This window comes from Streptomyces sp. NPDC057565 (genome assembly GCF_042801455.1).
GTDB classification, from domain to species: Bacteria; Actinomycetota; Actinomycetes; order Streptomycetales; family Streptomycetaceae; genus Streptomyces; species Streptomyces yanii.
The window spans coordinates 183,296-200,119 of sequence record NZ_JBHVFU010000004.1; the positions used below are offsets into that span (position 1 = coordinate 183,296).

Genomic DNA, 16,824 nt, shown 5'->3' on the forward strand with positions numbered 1-16,824 from the left:
ACCGCTCAAACCTCGTACTGGCCGGTACGGAGCGACCTAGCATGCGGCAACGGGACCGCATTGCCGAACCATTCGGAGTCGCCCCCATGAACCCTCATCGCAAGATCCGCTCATCCCCCACCTCGAGCGCCGGAGCGAGCCGCCCGGTACAGGGCGGTCTGACCGCCGCCGTGCTGGTTCTCATCCCTCTGCTCGCCGTCGCAGGGAGCGACGACTTGCGCGCCGCACTCGACTTCACGACCGGTGTCCTGTCGCTGGTCTCGCTCACCGCAGCCGTGGCCTGGGGCCTGATCGCCACCGACCGGCTGTTCCTGTCCTCGCGGCAGCGACTGCTCGGCCAGGGCATCCACCGGGCCACCGCCACCGCCTCGCTGGGCTTCCTGCTCCTCCATGTCACCGTGAAGGTCGCGCTCGGACATGTGGCGCTGCTCGGCGCCCTCGTCCCCTTCGGCCTCGGCGTGAGCGGGACGGCCGGGCTGATCGGCTTCGGCTCACTGGCCGGACTGCTCATGGTGGTCGCCGCGGCGACCGGCGCCCTGCGCAGCGCCTTTGCCACCCCGGGCCGGACAGCGGGGCGCTGGCGCGCCCTGCACGCACTGTCCTACCCGGCGTGGTGCGCCGCGCTGATCCACGGGCTGTACGCGGGCCGGCCGCCCGCGACCTGGGTCGTCGTGATGTACAGCCTCTCGCTGCTCGCGGTGGCCGCCGCCCTGTGCCTGCGGCAGCTGCCGCCCCCGCTGAAGCGCCGGATCAGCGAGCTGATCGCCGCTCTGGTCAAGCCGGATGCCCTCGCCTCCGAACCGGACCCGGTGCTCCGCGGAACCCTGCTGCCCGGCGCCGCGCGCGCCGCTCCGGCCGGGCGGGGGACGCTCAGCCGGGAGGATCTCGGCCGGGAGCAGCTGATCCGTGACGAGCGCGCCTACGGCAGCACGGGCCGCGACGGGCTCGGACAGGACCCGTTCGGCACCCCGTTGCCGTCGTCCTTCGACCGCCCGCGCGCGCCCCTCTCCGCGCCTGCCGCGCCGCTGTACGAGGCGCCACCCCGCAGTTCCGAGCGCGTCGACCTGGACCCGGCCGGCGGACCCGCCCGTACAGGCCCCGGCCCCGGGATGTCCGCTGCCTACCGGGCGGTCTCACGGGCCGCCGGGACCGCGGTCCCGGTGCCGGGGCCCAGCCCCCGGCAACCGTCCGCGCGCTGGCCCGCCCCGTCACCCGCACCACCGGCCCAGACACAGACCCAGTCGTTCCGCCCCCCGTACGAGCCCGCCCAGGAGCATCCGTACGACCCGTACGCGGCCGATGTGCCCACCGGCCCGCCGCCCGCCGTCGACGAGACCGCGCCGCTGCCGGGGCCGCTCTATCCACCCCCTGCCGGAGAACCCTGGCAGGCGCCCGGAGGAGACCGACCGTGAACCTCCCCCTCCCCGACGTGCCCGAAGTCCGCGTCGTCGGCCTCCCCCAGCTGACCACCGGATTCGACCTGGTGGAGCGGCTCGACCTCGCCATGCATCTGAAGGTGCACGGACCGCTGGAACCGATGACCGGAGAGCGGCTCGCCGAGCTGGCCGAGACCATCTCGCTGCGCGGCCGGGGCGGTGCGGGCTTTCCCTTCGGAAAGAAGCTGCGGGCCGTCGCCAAGGCGGCCATCCGGCGCGGGGTGCGCCCCGTCGTCGTGATCAACGGAAGCGAGGGCGAACCCGCCTGCCGCAAGGACACCGTCCTGCTGAACCGCGCCCCGCACCTCATCCTGGACGGCGCCCTCCTGGCGGCCGAGGCGCTCGGCGCCCGGACGCTGATCGTCGCCGTCACGCGTAACTCGACGGAGATCTCCATACGCTCCGCCCTCGCCGAGCGGGGCCTGTCCGACCGGCGCGGACAGCAACTGCGGGCACGCGTGGTGCGCACGCCCGAGCGGATGGTCTCCGGCGAGGCATCGGCCGTCATCAGAGCGGCGGGCGGCGGACCCGCCCTGCCGCCCGGCCGTCGCGAGCGGGCCGCGGAGTCGGGAGTCGCCGGCGCCCCGACGCTGCTGTCGAACGCGGAGACGTACGCGCAGCTCGCCGTCGCGGCCCGGATCGGTCCCCGCCGCTACGGGCACACCGGCCTGCCCGACGAGCCCGGCACGGTGCTGCTCACCCTCTCCGGCGCCGTCTCGCGCCCGATGGTCATCGAGGTGCCCACAGGTGTGCCCCTGCGGTACGTGCTGCAGCTGGCCGGGGCACCACCACTGCCCCAGGGCGTGCTGACCGGCGGCTACCACGGCACCTGGATCGACGCGATGGCCACGCACGACGCCGTCGTCTCCCGGGCGTCCCTGGCGGCGGCGGGCGGCGCGCTGGGCGCGGGCGCGATCCTGCCGATCGGGCCCGAGACCTGCCCGATCGGGGAATCACTGCGGATCGCGAACTGGCTGGCCGCCGAGACAGCGGGCCAGTGCGGCCCCTGCAAGCTGGGGCTGCCTGCCGCTGCGGGCGGACTCTCCGACGTACTGAACGGCGGCGGTCCCGCGGCCCTGGAGGCGCTGCGCGAGGTGACCCAGGCGGTCAAGGGCCGGGGAGCCTGCAAGCATCCGGACGGGTCGGCCCGCTTTCTGACCTCGACCCTCTCCGCGTTCACGGACGATCTGGCCGCCCATGTCCTGGACGGCGGCTGCGGCCGGGAGACGCTCGGAGTGCTTCCGCTGCCCGCGCCCGGCTACCAGGACCTGGAGGAGTCCATCCCGAGCGGCGAGAAGCTGGCGGTGGACTGGACGCTCTGCAAGGGCCACGGGCTCTGTGCGGACATCGTCCCGGAGCTGATCAGACTGGGCCCCGACGGCTATCCCGCGCTCGCGGACGCCGCGGTTCCGATGCATCTGCGGGGACGCGCACAGCGAGCCGTGCGCCGGTGTCCGGCGCTGGCACTCCGCATCGAACAGCCGCCCGCGGAGCGACCCGCGCTGCCGCCGGGCGTCGGCCGGAAGGCTCTCGGCAGCGGCCGCAGTTGACGTGCCGACCACAATTGACCCGCACAGACAGGAAGCGGGTCATCCGATTCGGATGACCCGCTTCCTGTTACTTCCCTGTGGAGCTAAGGAGAATTGAACTCCTGACCTCCTGCATGCCATGCAGGCGCTCTACCAACTGAGCTATAGCCCCGTGCTGTGTTCCGCCCGGTCTCCCTGGCGACATCGAGAACATTACACGGTCACCCCGGCCCACCACCAAATCGATTCCCACAAGAAACGATTTGCCCCAATTCGGTAAGGTTGTGTGACGCGGCGCTCAGGCGGTCGCGAAGGAGTAGAAGCGCTTCAGGGTGCAGTGCTCCTCCAGCAGCCGTCCGTAGATCGGCTCACCTTCCAGCTCCCGGTACGTCTCGATCGGGTCGCCTTTTATGATCAGCGCCCGCGCACACTCCTCGCACCAGTACTGGTACTCGGCATTGATCGGCTCCATGTCCCGGACAATGGGCGTACCGCTGCCGCACCAGTCGCACTTCCGCCTGTGTGCACCCATGGATCAGCTCCGGCCGTGGCCGCGGGCTGTGCGCATGCGGGAGGTTCCGCCGTTCTCTTCGGGAACTCCGGGAACAAGGGGCAGGTCCGCGACCTCGTGGCGGCTCGCAGGCATCGCGCGCTCCCTCCCGTTCGGTCCGTCGCCCCCTCCGGCGGTCCGATTCTGCCATGACCCCGCAAGGGGGTCAGCCCTGCTGAGAATCGACCCGTTGCCGACGCCTCACGAGACCGATCGACACGCCCACGATCGCGGCCGCCGACAGCGCGAGGGCGCACACCCACAGCGCATGGCTGAACCCGTGCGCCCCTGGCGCATCAAGGCGGTTGAGGTACAGCGTGCCGAACGTCGCGACACCGATGAGCTGACCCAGTTGGGTGACGGTCACCAGCACACCACTCGCGTCGGCGGCGTCCTCGGGTCGCACGTTGGCCAGTGCACGCGTGAGGAGGGGACTGAATCCCAGCGACATGCCGATCCCCATGGCGACCAAAGCCGCATACAGCATGAATCCACCGTCCCCGCCGTCGCGCATCACCAGCCCGACCCCCACCGAGGCGACGGCCACCAGGACGAACCCGCCCGGAACCAGGACCCTTTGGAGACCCGCGGGCCACCGGCGCCAGGTCAGCCCGACCGCACCGAAGGCCACCGCGGTCGGTGCGAACATCAGCCCGGCACGCAGCGCCGAGTAGCCGAGACCGCCCTGGACGTGCAGCGTCATCGCAAAGAGGAAGCCCGCGTTGATCGCCATCACCAGCAGAATCCGCAGCGCTGCCGAAGCAATTCCGGGAATACGCAGCACCCTGAGGGCGATCAGGGGTGCGCCGCCGCCCGCGGCCAGCCGCGTCTCGTACGCGACGAACCCGGCGAAGAACACGACGGAGGCGAGCAGGCAGACCCAGGACCAGGCCGGCCAGTCCAACTCCTGCCCGAGGACGAGGGGCACGGCGAACAGCGTGACGGCGGCGGTGAGAAGGACCAGGCCCGGCAGATCGAGCCCGCGGGCCCGCGCTTCCTCCCTGGCCTGCCCCGCACGCGGTTCGCGTGGCAGCACGCGTCGGCCGAGCCCCAGCAGAACCAGCCCGATCGGTACGTTCACCAGGAAGACCGGCCGCCAACCCGCCCCGAACAGGTCGGCGCTGACCAGCACCCCGCCCACGACCTGCCCGGCGGCCGCGCCGGTGGCGAGCACCGCACTGTAGGCACCCAGAGCCCGGATCCGCGCCGCACCGGTGAAGTGCCGCTGGATCAGGCTGAGCACCTGCGGAATCATCACCGCCGCACCCATCCCCTGGATCAGCCGGAAGGCGATCAACTGTCCGGTGTCCGCGGCCAGTCCGCAGGCGAGTGAGGCGGCGGTGAAGACCGTGAGCCCGGCCAGATGGGCACGGCCGTGGCCGAGCAGGCCCCCGAGCCTCGCGCCGGTGATCAGCAGAACGGCGTACGTGATGGTGTAACCGGCCACGACGAGCTGTAACCCGGCACCGGAGGCGCCGAGTTCGGTTCGGATCGTCGGGGCGGCGACATTGACGATGAAGGTGTCGAGCAGGGCCATGAACTGGGCGGCCAGGACCAGGGCGAGCAGCCGGCCGGGACGTCCGTCCGTGACGCCGTTGTCAGTGGTGCCGTCTTTACTGGGTACGGAACGTGGAGTTGCCTCGGATGTCGATGTCATGACTCGAAGCGTGCCGCCGGCCTCATACGGGTAACGAGAGCCCGCTGATGCTGGTACTGGCAGCACCTGGCAACTCCGCTCCGCGGCACCGACCATGGGGGTGTGACGACGGTGACGACACAGCACAACACTCAGAACACGCAGGACCACGAGCGAAATCCGGCCCCGAACCGGCCTTCCCGGCGCCGACATCAATCCCGTCGTCGGCGGTCGGAGCTCGCCGCCTTCCTGCGCAGTCGCCGGGCACGGGTGACGCCCGCCGACGTGGGCATGCCGCCGGGCCTGCGCCGCCGCACTCCGGGCCTGCGCCGCGAGGAGGTCGCCCAGCTCTCCGGGGTCGGTGTCACCTGGTACACGTGGCTGGAGCAGGGCCGCCCCATCAATGCCTCACCACAGGTCCTGGACGCCGTGGCGCGGACGCTCCGACTGGACGGCCCCGAGCGCGAACACCTCTATCAGCTGGCGGAGGTGGCGTACGCACCGGGCAGGCAGGCCGACACGATCGAGGTCGGCCCCGAGATCCAGGGCATCATCGACGCCCTCGACCCGCATCCCGCGGTCGTCTACAACACGAGGTACGACGTCCTCGCCACCAACGCCGCCTACCTCGACCTGTTCAACGTGCCCGCGCTGACGGAGTCGGGGATACGGAACGTGCTGTGGGGGCTGTTCACGGTGGCCGAGGAGGACTGCCCGGTCGTGCACCGGACCCAGGAGCTGCCGATCATGGTGGCGACGCTGCGCGGGGCCTACGGGCGCCATACCGGCGAGCCGGCCTGGGAGTCGTTGGTGGAGCGACTCTCCGCGGCCAGTCCGTACTTCGCCGAGCTCTGGCGGAGCGGGGATGTCGCCCCGCCGGGTCCGCGGGTGAAGACGTTCCGTCACTGGGCGACGGAGCGCGAGATACGGATGACGTCGGTGTCACTGTCCATCAACGGGCTTCCGGAGTGCCGGATCGTGGCGTACACACCCGCCGACGAGGAGAGCGCGGAGCAGGTCGCGGCGCTGCGCCGACGCCGCCAAGGGTGAGTGGCGGCACGCGTGCGGGAACACAGACGGATCCTGGAACGCCTGGGGGAACGCGAAGATCCCGCCCCCTGCCGGGGACGGGATCTTGATTGTGGAGCTAAGGAGAATTGAACTCCTGACCTCCTGCATGCCATGCAGGCGCTCTACCAACTGAGCTATAGCCCCGCTGTTCGCTGTATTTCCCTGCGTTTCCGCGCTGCGAACAAGAAGAACTTTAGCCTGTGACCAGCCAGAAAGTGAAATCCCGCCGACGCCGCCCGGCGAGGGCCTCCGAGCACCGCCGTGAGGCGCCCCGGAGAGACGTCCTAGGTATCGTCGCCGAGCACGGGTTCGGGCAGGGTGCCTGCGTTGTGCTCCAGCAGGCGCCAGCCGCGCGCGCCCTCGCCCAGCACCGACCAGCAGCAGTTGGAGAGCCCGCCCAGCCCTTCCCAGTGGCGCGCCTCCAGGCCGAGCAGCCGCCCGATGGTGGTGCGGATGGTGCCGCCGTGGCTGACCACGACGAGCGTGCCGCCGTCGGGCAGCTTGGCGGCGTGATCGAGCACGACGGGGGCAGCCCGGTCGGCGACCTCGGTCTCCAGTTCGCCGCCGCCGCGCCGCACGGGCTCGCCCCGCTTCCACGCGGCGTACTGCTCGCCGTACCGCTCGACGATCTCGTCGTGGGTGAGGCCCTGCCAGGCACCCGCGTACGTCTCGCGCAGTCCCGCGTCATGGGTGATGTCGAGCCCGGTGATCGCGGCGAGTTCGGCGGCCGTGGCGGCCGCCCGCCGCAGATCCGAGGCGACGATGGCATCAGGCTTCAGCGAGGCGAGCAGCCGGGCGGCCCGGTGGGCCTGCCCGACGCCGGTCTCGGTGAGCTCGATGTCCATGGAGCCCTGGAATCGGCGCTCCAGGTTCCACGCCGTCTGGCCGTGTCGCCAAAGGACGATCCTGCGGCCCCTGCCGCTGCTGCTGCCGTTCAGCTCTGGTCACCTTCCATGCCGCCGGTGAGCTGGGCGTGCTCCTCGGCCTTCCCTCGGGTCCTGACGGCGTCCTCGGGCAGCGAAATCTCGGGGCAGTCCTTCCACAGGCGCTCCAGCGCGTAGAAGACGCGCTCCTCGCTGTGCTGGATGTGGATCACGATGTCGACGTAGTCGAGGAGGATCCAGCGGGCGTCGCGGTCGCCCTCACGGCGCACCGGCTTGACCCCGAGCTCCTTCTGAAGCCGCTCCTCGATCTCGTCGACGATCGACTTGACCTGGCGGTCGTTGGGGGCCGAGGCCAGCAGGAAGGCGTCCGTGATCGACAGAACGTCGCTGACGTCGTACGCAATGATGTCGTGCGCGAGCCGGTCGGCGGCCGCCTGAGCGGCGGCGTTGATGAGCTCGATGGAGCGGTCCGTGGCGGTCACAAGCAGGCTTTCGTCGGCGGTCAGATCAACCTCTAGGGTCTCACGGACCGCCGACAGCCCACGCAGCGATCTTTTGAAGATCGTTCCTGGAGATCGTCCAGGACATGGAGCCCGACTACTTGATCTTGTAGTCCTGACCGAGAACGACGGACACATCCGCGTTCGCGGCAGGCTTGCCCCGCTTCACCGCGCTCACCGGCAGGCCCAGGGTCTTGGCGACCTGGGTCGCCTTCTCCTTGTCGGCCGCATCGCGGTAGAGGACCTCGGACAAAGCCTCGATGCCGGTGTTGCCGCCGCCGACGAAGGCATAGCCACCGTTGACCAGTGCGATCCGGGCGGACTCCGTACCGCCCGCGTTCCCGGTGCCGTTCCTGACCCCGACCCGCACGGCCGCGTCCTGGTCCGGTGCCTTCACCGTGCCGCCGAGGATGTCCTTGACGACGCTCTCGGTGGCCGCGTCGGTCAGGGTTCCGTCGGCCTGCACCGGCAGCAGCGCCGTCTTGTAGTCGCCGATCTTGGCGTGTTCGGCGAGCTTCGCCAGGGACGCGCCGAGGTCCTTCTCCGGCAGCGACGGGTCGAGGATCTGCGCCAGCGTCTGCACAGTGACGGTGGCGGCCTTCGGATCGTCCGAGATCTTCCGCAGCACGCCGCGCATGACCTGCCCGAACCGCATCAGCTGCTTCGCCTCGGCCTCACCGGTACCCCGGTAGGTGGCGTACGCGACGGCCATCTGCCCGCTCAGGGTCTGCGCCTCACCCTTCTTCACGAGGGGGGACGCGTCCTTCTTGGTGTCGGGCACATCGGTGTCGGTGTCGACCTCGATGTTGCCGACCAGGTCGACAAGGTTCTCCAGGTACGGGGTGTCCAGGCGCCACGTACCGGAGATCTTGGTGCCGAGCAGCGTGTCGATCGACTCGCGGGTGCCGGTCGAACCGTCGTCGTCGACGGACTTGCCGAGGGTGGTCGTGTTGCCCTCGTCGTCGGAGACGGCGAGCGAGTTGGGGAGCAGGACCATGGTCCCCTGCTTGGTGGTGACGTTGTCGACGAGCAGCGCCGTGGAGGTGCCGCCCTTCTTCGTGTTGTGCAAATGGACCACGATGACATCGCGCTGCTGCGGACCCGTCGTCGCGGTGTTCTCCTTCTCCGAGCCGCCGAGGCCCGGGAGTTTGCCCGCGGACCAGAGGTAGCCGACACCGCCGACGACGACGAGGGCCACCACGACGACGAGCGCGACCATCCGGTTGCGGCCGCGTCGCCGTGCCTCCTCGCGCCGCTCGCTGCGGCTCTCGGTGAACTTCAGCCAGTCGATGACGTCTTCGGAGTCCTCGTCGGGCTCCTCGATGAAGGAGAACTGCCCGGTGCCGTACTCGCGGTCCGAGCGGCGCTGCTCCGGAACGGCAGGCTCGGGCTCGGAGTCGAACCCGGACTGCGGTTCCGGTTGCTGCGGGGCGGATTCGGGTGCGGGCGCGGGAGCCTGCTGCGGGATGCTCCACTGCGCCGTGGTGTCGACCGCGGCCGGCTGCTGGCCGGTGTCGTAGCCGTACCCGTCGTAGCCATAGCCCTGTTGCTGGGAGGCATATGGGTCGTACTGCTGCGGCTGCTGAGACTGCTGCCCGCCGTACGGGTCGTATCCGTACCCCTGCTGCCCCTGCTGCTGCGCGTACGGGTCGTACTGCTGCGGCTGCTGTTCCTGGTGCTGCCCGGGCTGCTGATACACCGGCTGCCCGTACTCGTCGTAGCCGACGATCTGCGGCTGCTGGTAGTACGGGTCGTACGGGTTCTGTCGGTCGTTCACCGCTCCCCCTCTCCGTGGCTCATTCGCCGCGGTACAGCTGGCGCTTGTCGATGTATCGGACCACGCCGTCCGGCACCAAGTACCAGACGGGATCCCCGTGGGCGACCCGCTCACGGCAGTCCGTGGACGAGATCGCGAGCGCGGGGACCTCCACGAGGGAGACACCGCCCTCCGGCAGCCCGGCGTCGGTGAGCACATGCCCCGGCCGTGTCACACCGATGAAGTGGGACAGCGAGAAGAGCTCCTCGGCGTCCCGCCAGGTGAGGATCTGGGAGAGCGCGTCGGCGCCGGTGATGAAGAAGAGGTCCGCGTCGCCGTGGATGGCACGAAGGTCCCGCAGCGTATCGATCGTGTACGTCGGTCCGCCACGGTCGATGTCGCTGCGGCTGACCGAGAACTGCGGGTTGGACGCCGTCGCGATGACTGTCATCAGATAGCGGTCCTCGGCCGGGGACACATTCTTGTGGCTCTTCTGCCACGGCTGCCCGGTCGGGACGAACACCACCTCGTCGAGGTGGAACCGGGCGGCCACCTCGCTGGCCGCCACCAGGTGTCCATGATGAATCGGGTCAAACGTCCCGCCCATCACGCCGAGTCGGCGTTTTGCGGCACCAGTAGGCACTTCCTGCTCTCCCATGCGTGCAGAGCCTACTGGCACAGCTGTACGCCTCGGCCTCAGCGGTCGCGGTTGAAGCGGGTGGTGATCCACAGCAGGAGCAGCAGCACGACGAACGCACCGCCACCGGTCAGGTACGGGTTGAGGCTTTCGTGGTTGCCACCCTCGCCGCCCTCGGAGGCGAGGGTGACCAGCTGGTGCGCGGTGCTTGTGAGGCTCATCTTCGGCAGGACCTATCGATCGGGAGTCGGAAGGAAGACGTCGCGGACATCGTATGCGGGTGCTCCCGGCACGCTCACGCCGACTCAGTCGTTGTTGTCGTCGTTGCGGTATCCGCGGAGCAGGAACCACGCGAGCAGCGCCGCGCCGATGAGCGAGGCGAGCAGCACGATCCGGAGGGTGTTGCCCGGGCCCTGGTCCTCGGATGCGGCGGCGAGCAGAGCAACGGTGTGCGGCATGTTGGGCGTCTCCTCAGTTATCCACAGCCCCCCGCACACCGTAGCCCCAGCACCTACGCTGGGATGTGCCAGGGGGCGAGCGACGTCTCGTACGAACAGGGGGCCCATCCATGACCGACAGCAGCCACACAAGTCACGAGAACGTGCCGAGCAGGCAGCGCAGGCGTTTCGCCGGCATCTCGTCCCGGGCCTACGAACACCCGGCGGACCGCTCGGCCCTGGTGGCCCTGCGCAAACTGAGCGGGTTCGACACCGTGTTCAAGGCTCTCAGCGGACTGCTCCCCGAGCGCAGTCTGCGGCTGCTCTTCCTCTCCGACTCCGTCCGGGTGAGCGACGCCCAGTTCGTCCATCTCAACGACATGCTCCGCGACGCCTGTTACATCCTGGACCTGGAGAAGGTCCCGCCGATGTACGTCACCCAGGACCCGAAGCCCAATGCCATGTGTATCGGTCTCGACGAGCCGATCATCGTGGTGACGACGGGGCTGGTGGAGCTGCTCGACGAGGAGGAGATGCGGGCGGTCGTCGGCCACGAGGTGGGACACGCCCTCTCCGGCCACGCCGTGTACCGCACGATTCTGCTGTTCCTCACCAATCTTGCACTGAAGGTCGCCTGGATTCCGCTCGGCAATGTCGCGATCATGGCAATCGTGACGGCGCTGCGCGAGTGGTTCCGCAAGTCGGAGCTCTCCGCGGACCGGGCGGGACTGCTGGTCGGCCAGGATCTGCAGGCGTCGATGCGCGGCCTGATGAAGATCGCCGGTGGCAACCATCTGCACGAGATGAACGTGGACGCCTTCCTCGCCCAGGCGGACGAGTACGAGAAGGGCGGCGACCTGCGCGACTCCGTGCTCAAGATCCTCAATGTGCTGCCCCGCTCCCACCCGTTCACCACGGTGCGCGCGGCCGAGCTGAAGAAGTGGTCCGAGAGCCGCGACTACCAGCGGATCATGGATGGCCACTACCCACGGCGAGACGAGGACAAGGACACCTCGGTGACGGACTCGTTCCGGGAGTCCGCCTCGCATTACGCCGATTCGGTGCGCACCAGCAAGGATCCGCTGATGAAGCTCGTCGGCGACATAGCGGGCGGCGCCGGGGACCTGGGCGGCAAGCTCCGCGACAAGTTCACCGGCGGCGGCTCGGCCGGCAAGGGGGGCGCTACGGGTGGCTCCGAAGAGACCCGGCAGTCGGGGCCGGAAGACCCGGAGAGCTAGAGCTCACAGGAGCCCGGGACGGGTGGGCGCTGAGCTCCAGCGTCCCGCAGAGCGCCGCAGCGGGCCTGCCCGTGGCGTACGGGTCGGTGCCCGCCGGTCCGCGGGATTCCGCCCGCTGGCCGGCGAGCAGCGGGCGCAGTGCGCCGGTCGTGTCGGCCGAGCAGGCCTGCGGTCCGGCCTGGACGTAGCTGGTCCGCAGCTCCAGCCGGTGCAGCCGCAGGTCCTCCCGGTCGAAGCGGAAGTGCAGCTCGCGCCGGACGGTGAACAGGGAGACACCACCTGCCGATTGGGGGCCGGAGACGGCCGGGCGCAGGGCGTACGTGAAGGTGTGGTCCGACACCACCTCCAGGGTGTCGGACCCCTCCTCCGAGTAGGCGAGGGTGCCCTGGACCCGGATGCCCGGGTCGGCCAGTGCCACCTTCGCCGGGTCGAACCGCACCAGCCAGCCGGCCGCGGCGTGCTGCCCGTCGTCGTCCGGTCGGCTCATGCTCCGGGCGAACTGGCTCACCTGGTCCGGGTCGAGCAGGAGCTCCACCGGCCGTACCGCGCGGCCGGTGAGGACGTCGGGGTCGAGGGAGGACGCGACCAGGTAGTCCTTGACCGTGGTCAGGGCGGTGATCACCTGGCTCTCCGAGAAATTGTCCGTCCGCCGGACCATCGGGAAGTTGATGCCTGAGGCACCTGCCCGGAACTGTGCGGCGGGGCTGGTGGCGAAGAGAGCGGCGGCCGTGCCGCCGGGCACGGTGCCGCGGGGCGCCAGGGGTATGACGGTCGAGCGCAGTGCCTCGGCCCGTCGGCCGGCGGGCGCCTGGTACGGATGCCGGAAGCCTATGTAGACGGCCGCAGCGAAGGCCAGGGCTATCAGGACGACGAGGGCCAGGACGGCCCGGGAGCCGGTGCGCAGGTGCCGGGCGGGGAGGCTGCGTACGGCGCGGGCGTGCTCGCCCATGCGCTCCTGGGCGGAGAATTCCTGGAGCCGGGCAGCGCGGACGAACGACTCGTCGAAGACGACGGATCGGTACTCGTCCTCGCCGCCACCGGGGAGCCCCTCGGGCGGGCCTCCACTCCCTGCCATACCTTCAGAGTAGGTCGGCGGGGGCCTGCGTAAACGCACTGGTGCGCGTCAAGTTCGTACGCGATCTTCAGGTCATGGAGTGCGGGGCACTGCGGAGACGGCCGGCCGGGAGTGATCCGCGGAGCCCGAGGGGCCGCCCGGACGCCCGGGAAGCGGTCCGCCGCCCGTCCGGGACTCCACGGCCCTCTGCTCGGGCGCGCTGTCCACACCGGTCGAGGCGGGCGGCGGCACCTGGTCCTGCCGGTTGGCCGAGGTGCCCCGGTAGACCGCGCTGAAGGCCAGCGCGACCATACCGATGCCCATCAGCAGCGCGAGCAGCCAGGCCACCGGCCGGTGCCAGCGTGCGGCACCTCGGTAGGGACGCAGGGCGCCTCCGTGGCGCCCGTAGGGGCTGTTGTCGTAATCGCCCAGCCCGTCGGGGTCCATCGGGTCGCCGTAGGGGCTTCTGCGGCTGTAGTCGCCGCCCGGGCCGTACCCGTCGTCGAAGAAATCGTCGTCGCCGGGGCCGCCACCTGCGCGGGCTCGGGCCGCCTCGGCCTCGGCGCGCGCCTCGGCAGCAGCCAACAGCCGCTCCACCGCGGTGGGTTCATGGAACTCGGCGGCCCGGACGAAGTCCTCGTCGAACACCACGGAGGCGAAGTCCTCGTCCGCGCCCCCGCGGTCGTCGTCGGGCTCCCAGCCGTCCGGGAACGGCCTGCCCCCCACGTCGTCCGGCACAGCTTCAGCGTAGCCCCGGCGGGTCGATTTGGGCAGGGAGAGCGCAAAATCGCCGGAGCCGGAGATCACCGAACGTGACCGTCGCCTGTCACGATGTACTTCGTCGAGGTCAGCTCCGGCAGCCCCATCGGGCCCCTGGCATGCAGCTTCTGCGTGGAGATCCCGATTTCCGCACCGAACCCGAACTGCCCTCCGTCGGTGAACCGGGTGGATGCATTTACGGCGACCGTCGTGGAATCCACCAGTTGGGTGAACCGGCGGGCGGCGGCCTGCGAGGTGGTGACGATCGCCTCGGTGTGGCCCGAGGACCAGAGCCGGATGTGTGCCACCGCCGCGTCCAGCGATTCGACGACGGCTGCCGCGATGTCGTACGAGAGGTACTCGGTCTCCCAGTCCTCGGGCGTCGCCGCCACGACGGTGGCCTTGGACCCGTCGGCGTACTCCAGGACCCGCTCGTCACCGTGGACCGTCACCCCTGCGTCGGCCAGCGCGTCCAGGGCCCGGGGCATGAACTCCGCGGCGATGTCCTTGTGGACCAGCAGCGTCTCGGCGGAGTTGCAGACGCTCGGACGCTGGGCCTTGGAGTTGATCAGGATCTCGACGGCCATGTCGAGGTCGGTCTGCGCGTCCACGTACACGTGGCAGTTGCCGGTTCCGGTCTCGATGACCGGAACCGTCGACTCCTCCACGACCGTACGGATCAGCGAGGCGCCGCCGCGCGGGATCAGTACGTCGACGAGACCGCGGGCCCTCATCAGTTCACGCACCGAGTCGCGGCTCTCGCCCGGCACCAACTGCACCGCGTCGGCCGGCAGCCCGGAACCTCCGACCGCGTCGCGCACCACCCGGACGAGTGCGGTGTTGGAGGCGTACGCGGACGACGAGCCGCGCAGCAGGACGGCGTTGCCGGACTTCAGGCAGAGCGCCGCGGCGTCCACCGTCACATTGGGCCGGGCCTCGTAGATGATCCCGACGACGCCGAGCGGCACCCGGACCTGGCGCAGGTCGATGCCGTTGGGCAGGGTCGATCCGCGCACCACTTCGCCGACCGGGTCGGGCAGGGCGGCCACGTGTCGCACATCGGCGGCGATGGCCCGGATCCGCTCGGGGGTGAGGGTGAGCCGGTCGACGATCGACTCGCTGGTGCCTGCCTCGCGGGCACGGGCGACGTCCTCGGCGTTGGCCTCGACGATCTCGCTCGTCCGCACTTCCAGCGCGTCCGCGATCGCCAGCAGCGCGTCGTCCTTGGCCGCACGCGGCAGTGGCGCGATGTCGGCGGCGGCAGAGCGTGCCCGGTAGGCGGCCTGGGCGACCGGGGACATGTTGTCGTACGGCGAAAGCGTGGTCATGCCCGCAGGGTAGTGCGCAGACTGCGGGCATCCCTCACGTATCCCGTGATGCGAGACGACCGTCCCAGAACGGGCCGGTTCAGTACGGGTGGACGCCGACCGGTGCAGCCGGCGGCGGCCCGTATCCCTCGGCGATCCGCTGGTGGTACGTCTCCCGGTCGATGACCTCCAGGCCGACGATCTCCCAGGGCGGCAGTTTGGCGCTGGAGCGGTGCTCGCCCCACAGCCGCAGCGCGACCGCCGCCGCGTCGTGCAGATCGCGGGCCTCCTCCCAGTAGCGGATCTCCGCGTGGTCGTTGGCGTACCGGCTGGTCAGCAGGAAGGGGTGGTCGTGCGCGAGCTGTTCCAGACCGCGTCTGACCTCCTTCAGCGGAGTCTCGGTGCCCGAGACGCTGAGCGTGATGTGCCACAGCTTCGACTGGGTGCGTTCCTCCTTCGCCCCCGTCGGCTCGGGGGCTGTGGTTCCGTCGGTGGCCCTGTCGACGGCCCTGTCCGCGGGCCGGTTCCCGTCGAAGCCGGCACCTGCTCCGACGCTGGTCAGGGTGCGGCCACCCGTTCCTCGGGGCGGCGCCCCCGGGTGCGCTCGTCTCACCGGCGGCCTCCTGTGAATGCGTTGCTGTGCTGTACCCCGCTGTGTCCCCGTTACAAAGTTGACCAGTCCCGGGCCGGGCGTGGGGCGGTTTTCATGAAGGTCTCCGCCGGAAGTCCGGACTTTTCAGTCGATTCAGGGGGCAGGTCAGTGGTGCAGGAGGACCAGATCGTCCCTGTGTACGACCTCGCGCTCGTACGCCGGCCCGAGCTCGCGTGCCAGGTCACGGGTGGAGCGCCCGAGCAGCTGCGGAATCTCCTTGGCGTCGAAGTTGACAAGTCCGCGGGCCACGGGGCGGCCGCGCAGGTCGCGCAGTTCCACCGGGTCCCCCGCGGTGAACTCGCCCTCGACGGCGGCGATCCCGGCCGGCAGGAGCGAGCTGTGGCGCTCGACGACGGCCCGTACGGCCCCGTCGTCCAGGGTCAGCCATCCCTGCGGGGTGGAGGCGTGGGCCAGCCAGAGCAACCGGTCGGCCGAGCGACGTCCGGTGCGGTGGAAGTACGTGCCGGTGTCGCGGCCCGCGAGGGCGTCGGCGGCGCGGCTCGCGGAGGTCAGCACGACCGGCACCCCGGCGGCCGTGGCAATCCGGGCGGCTTCGACCTTGGTGACCATGCCGCCGGTGCCGACGCCCGCCTTTCCGGCGCTGCCGATGGTGACGCCCTCCAGATCGGCGGGGCCCGTCACCTCGGCGATGCGTGTGGTGCCGGGGGTGCTGGGGTCGCCGTCGTAGAGGCCGTCGACGTCGGAGAGGAGGACCAGCAGGTCGGCGCGGACGAGGTGGGCGACGAGCGCGGCGAGCCGGTCGTTGTCGCCGAACCGGATCTCGTCGGTGGCCACGGTGTCGTTCTCGTTGACGACCGGGAGCGCGCCCATCTCCAGGAGCTGGTCCAGGGTGCGGTAGGCGTTGCGGTAGTGGGCGCGGCGGCTCGTGTCGTTGCTGGTCAGCAGCACCTGACCGACGCGTACGCCGTACCTCGCGAAGGAGGCGGTGTAGCGGGCGACGAGCAGGCCCTGGCCGACGCTGGCGGCGGCCTGCTGCCTGGCCAGATCCTTGGGTCGGCGCACCAGGCCGAGCGGGGCGAGTCCGGCCGCGATGGCGCCGGAGGAGACGAGGACGATCTCCTTCTCCCCGCCGCTCCTGACCTTGGCGAGCACATCGACGAGTGCGTCGACCCGGTCGGCGTCCAGGCCTCCGGCCGCGGTGGTGAGGGACGACGACCCGACCTTGACCACGATCCTGCGCGCCTCGGTCACGCCCTGTCTTGCCCCTGCCACGTGCACTGTCCCCGTCCTCGCCGTCGGCTGCGCCTGCTCGCCGTCAGGGTACGCGAGCTGCATGGGGCGCGGACCGAACGGGCGTTCCCGATAATCGGACTCCACTCTCCCTTTTCGGCCATTGAGCGGAGACCGGTTGCCCTGA

17 protein-coding genes and 2 tRNA genes are annotated in these 16,824 nt (G+C 70.4%); 4 read left to right on the forward strand and 15 right to left on the reverse strand.

The window, feature by feature from the left end:
• The first annotated feature begins 86 nt into the window (after positions 1 to 86).
• The gene (locus tag ACFU8W_RS10895; RefSeq protein ID WP_384034651.1) at positions 87 to 1,412 is read left to right on the forward strand and encodes a hypothetical protein; all 1,326 of its coding nucleotides are present in this window, start codon (positions 87 to 89) and stop codon (positions 1,410 to 1,412) included.
• The gene (locus tag ACFU8W_RS10900) at positions 1,409 to 2,986 is read left to right on the forward strand and encodes an NADH-ubiquinone oxidoreductase-F iron-sulfur binding region domain-containing protein (RefSeq protein WP_384034653.1); all 1,578 of its coding nucleotides are present in this window, start codon (positions 1,409 to 1,411) and stop codon (positions 2,984 to 2,986) included. The genes ACFU8W_RS10895 and ACFU8W_RS10900 overlap by 4 nt, the downstream gene beginning before the upstream one ends.
• Positions 2,987 to 3,064: 78 nt before the next feature.
• On the opposite strand, the gene ACFU8W_RS10905 is transcribed toward ACFU8W_RS10900, so the two are convergent.
• The 3 genes from ACFU8W_RS10905 to ACFU8W_RS10915 form a co-directional block, all read right to left on the reverse strand.
• A tRNA-Ala gene (locus ACFU8W_RS10905) sits at positions 3,065 to 3,137 on the reverse strand.
• A 126-nt stretch (positions 3,138 to 3,263) separates the two neighbouring features.
• Positions 3,264 to 3,497, reverse strand: coding sequence for a hypothetical protein (locus tag ACFU8W_RS10910; protein WP_345518357.1), 234 nt, complete (start codon positions 3,495 to 3,497; stop codon positions 3,264 to 3,266).
• 184 nt (positions 3,498 to 3,681) lie between these two features.
• Positions 3,682 to 5,172, reverse strand: coding sequence for an MFS transporter (locus ACFU8W_RS10915; RefSeq protein ID WP_384034656.1), 1,491 nt, complete (start codon positions 5,170 to 5,172; stop codon positions 3,682 to 3,684).
• A gap of 228 nt (positions 5,173 to 5,400) precedes the next feature.
• Here ACFU8W_RS10915 and ACFU8W_RS10920 point away from each other — a divergent pair, with 228 nt between their 5' ends.
• Positions 5,401 to 6,201 carry a helix-turn-helix transcriptional regulator gene (locus ACFU8W_RS10920; protein WP_345518503.1) on the forward strand — a complete coding sequence of 267 codons (801 nt, stop codon included), beginning with the start codon at positions 5,401 to 5,403 and terminating at the stop codon, positions 6,199 to 6,201.
• 92 nt (positions 6,202 to 6,293) lie between these two features.
• Here ACFU8W_RS10920 and ACFU8W_RS10925 read toward each other — a convergent pair.
• From ACFU8W_RS10925 to ACFU8W_RS10955, 7 genes are all read right to left on the reverse strand, one after another.
• Positions 6,294 to 6,366, reverse strand: a tRNA-Ala gene (locus ACFU8W_RS10925).
• A gap of 140 nt (positions 6,367 to 6,506) precedes the next feature.
• The gene (locus tag ACFU8W_RS10930) at positions 6,507 to 7,160 is read right to left on the reverse strand and encodes a histidine phosphatase family protein (protein ID WP_345518501.1); all 654 of its coding nucleotides are present in this window, start codon (positions 7,158 to 7,160) and stop codon (positions 6,507 to 6,509) included.
• The gene (rsfS, locus tag ACFU8W_RS10935; RefSeq protein ID WP_384034659.1) at positions 7,157 to 7,588 is read right to left on the reverse strand and encodes a ribosome silencing factor; all 432 of its coding nucleotides are present in this window, start codon (positions 7,586 to 7,588) and stop codon (positions 7,157 to 7,159) included. The genes ACFU8W_RS10930 and rsfS overlap by 4 nt, the downstream gene beginning before the upstream one ends.
• 115 nt (positions 7,589 to 7,703) lie before the next feature.
• Positions 7,704 to 9,383 (reverse strand): LCP family protein, encoded by a 1,680-nt coding sequence (locus tag ACFU8W_RS10940; RefSeq protein ID WP_384034662.1) that lies wholly within the window; start codon positions 9,381 to 9,383, stop codon positions 7,704 to 7,706.
• Between the two features lie 19 nt (positions 9,384 to 9,402).
• Positions 9,403 to 10,020 carry a nicotinate-nucleotide adenylyltransferase gene (gene nadD / locus ACFU8W_RS10945; protein WP_266985757.1) on the reverse strand — a complete coding sequence of 206 codons (618 nt, stop codon included), beginning with the start codon at positions 10,018 to 10,020 and terminating at the stop codon, positions 9,403 to 9,405.
• A gap of 38 nt (positions 10,021 to 10,058) precedes the next feature.
• Positions 10,059 to 10,220: a hypothetical protein gene (locus tag ACFU8W_RS10950; protein WP_266985755.1), complete on the reverse strand. Its 162-nt coding sequence runs from the start codon at positions 10,218 to 10,220 to the stop codon at positions 10,059 to 10,061.
• A gap of 84 nt (positions 10,221 to 10,304) precedes the next feature.
• Entirely contained in the window at positions 10,305 to 10,457 is a 153-nt protein-coding gene (locus ACFU8W_RS10955) for a hypothetical protein (RefSeq protein WP_266985753.1), read from the reverse strand.
• Positions 10,458 to 10,567: 110 nt separating this feature from the next.
• Between ACFU8W_RS10955 and ACFU8W_RS10960 the strand changes: the two genes are divergently transcribed.
• Positions 10,568 to 11,674 (forward strand): M48 family metallopeptidase, encoded by a 1,107-nt coding sequence (locus ACFU8W_RS10960; protein WP_384034666.1) that lies wholly within the window; start codon positions 10,568 to 10,570, stop codon positions 11,672 to 11,674.
• Here ACFU8W_RS10960 and ACFU8W_RS10965 read toward each other — a convergent pair.
• From ACFU8W_RS10965 to proB, 5 genes are all read right to left on the reverse strand, one after another.
• A complete protein-coding gene (locus ACFU8W_RS10965; RefSeq protein ID WP_384034669.1) occupies positions 11,619 to 12,749 on the reverse strand; it encodes a hypothetical protein in 1,131 nt (376 codons plus the stop codon). The genes ACFU8W_RS10960 and ACFU8W_RS10965 overlap by 56 nt on opposite strands.
• A gap of 72 nt (positions 12,750 to 12,821) precedes the next feature.
• The gene (locus ACFU8W_RS10970) at positions 12,822 to 13,466 is read right to left on the reverse strand and encodes a hypothetical protein (RefSeq protein ID WP_384034672.1); all 645 of its coding nucleotides are present in this window, start codon (positions 13,464 to 13,466) and stop codon (positions 12,822 to 12,824) included.
• 65 nt (positions 13,467 to 13,531) lie between these two features.
• A complete protein-coding gene (locus tag ACFU8W_RS10975) occupies positions 13,532 to 14,815 on the reverse strand; it encodes a glutamate-5-semialdehyde dehydrogenase (protein WP_327246388.1) in 1,284 nt (427 codons plus the stop codon).
• A 79-nt stretch (positions 14,816 to 14,894) separates the two neighbouring features.
• Entirely contained in the window at positions 14,895 to 15,407 is a 513-nt protein-coding gene (locus ACFU8W_RS10980) for a hypothetical protein (protein WP_384034676.1), read from the reverse strand.
• Between the two features lie 144 nt (positions 15,408 to 15,551).
• Complete coding sequence (gene proB / locus ACFU8W_RS10985) at positions 15,552 to 16,658, reverse strand: glutamate 5-kinase (RefSeq protein ID WP_345518499.1); 1,107 nt, start codon at positions 16,656 to 16,658, stop codon at positions 15,552 to 15,554.
• Positions 16,659 to 16,824 lie beyond the last annotated feature (166 nt).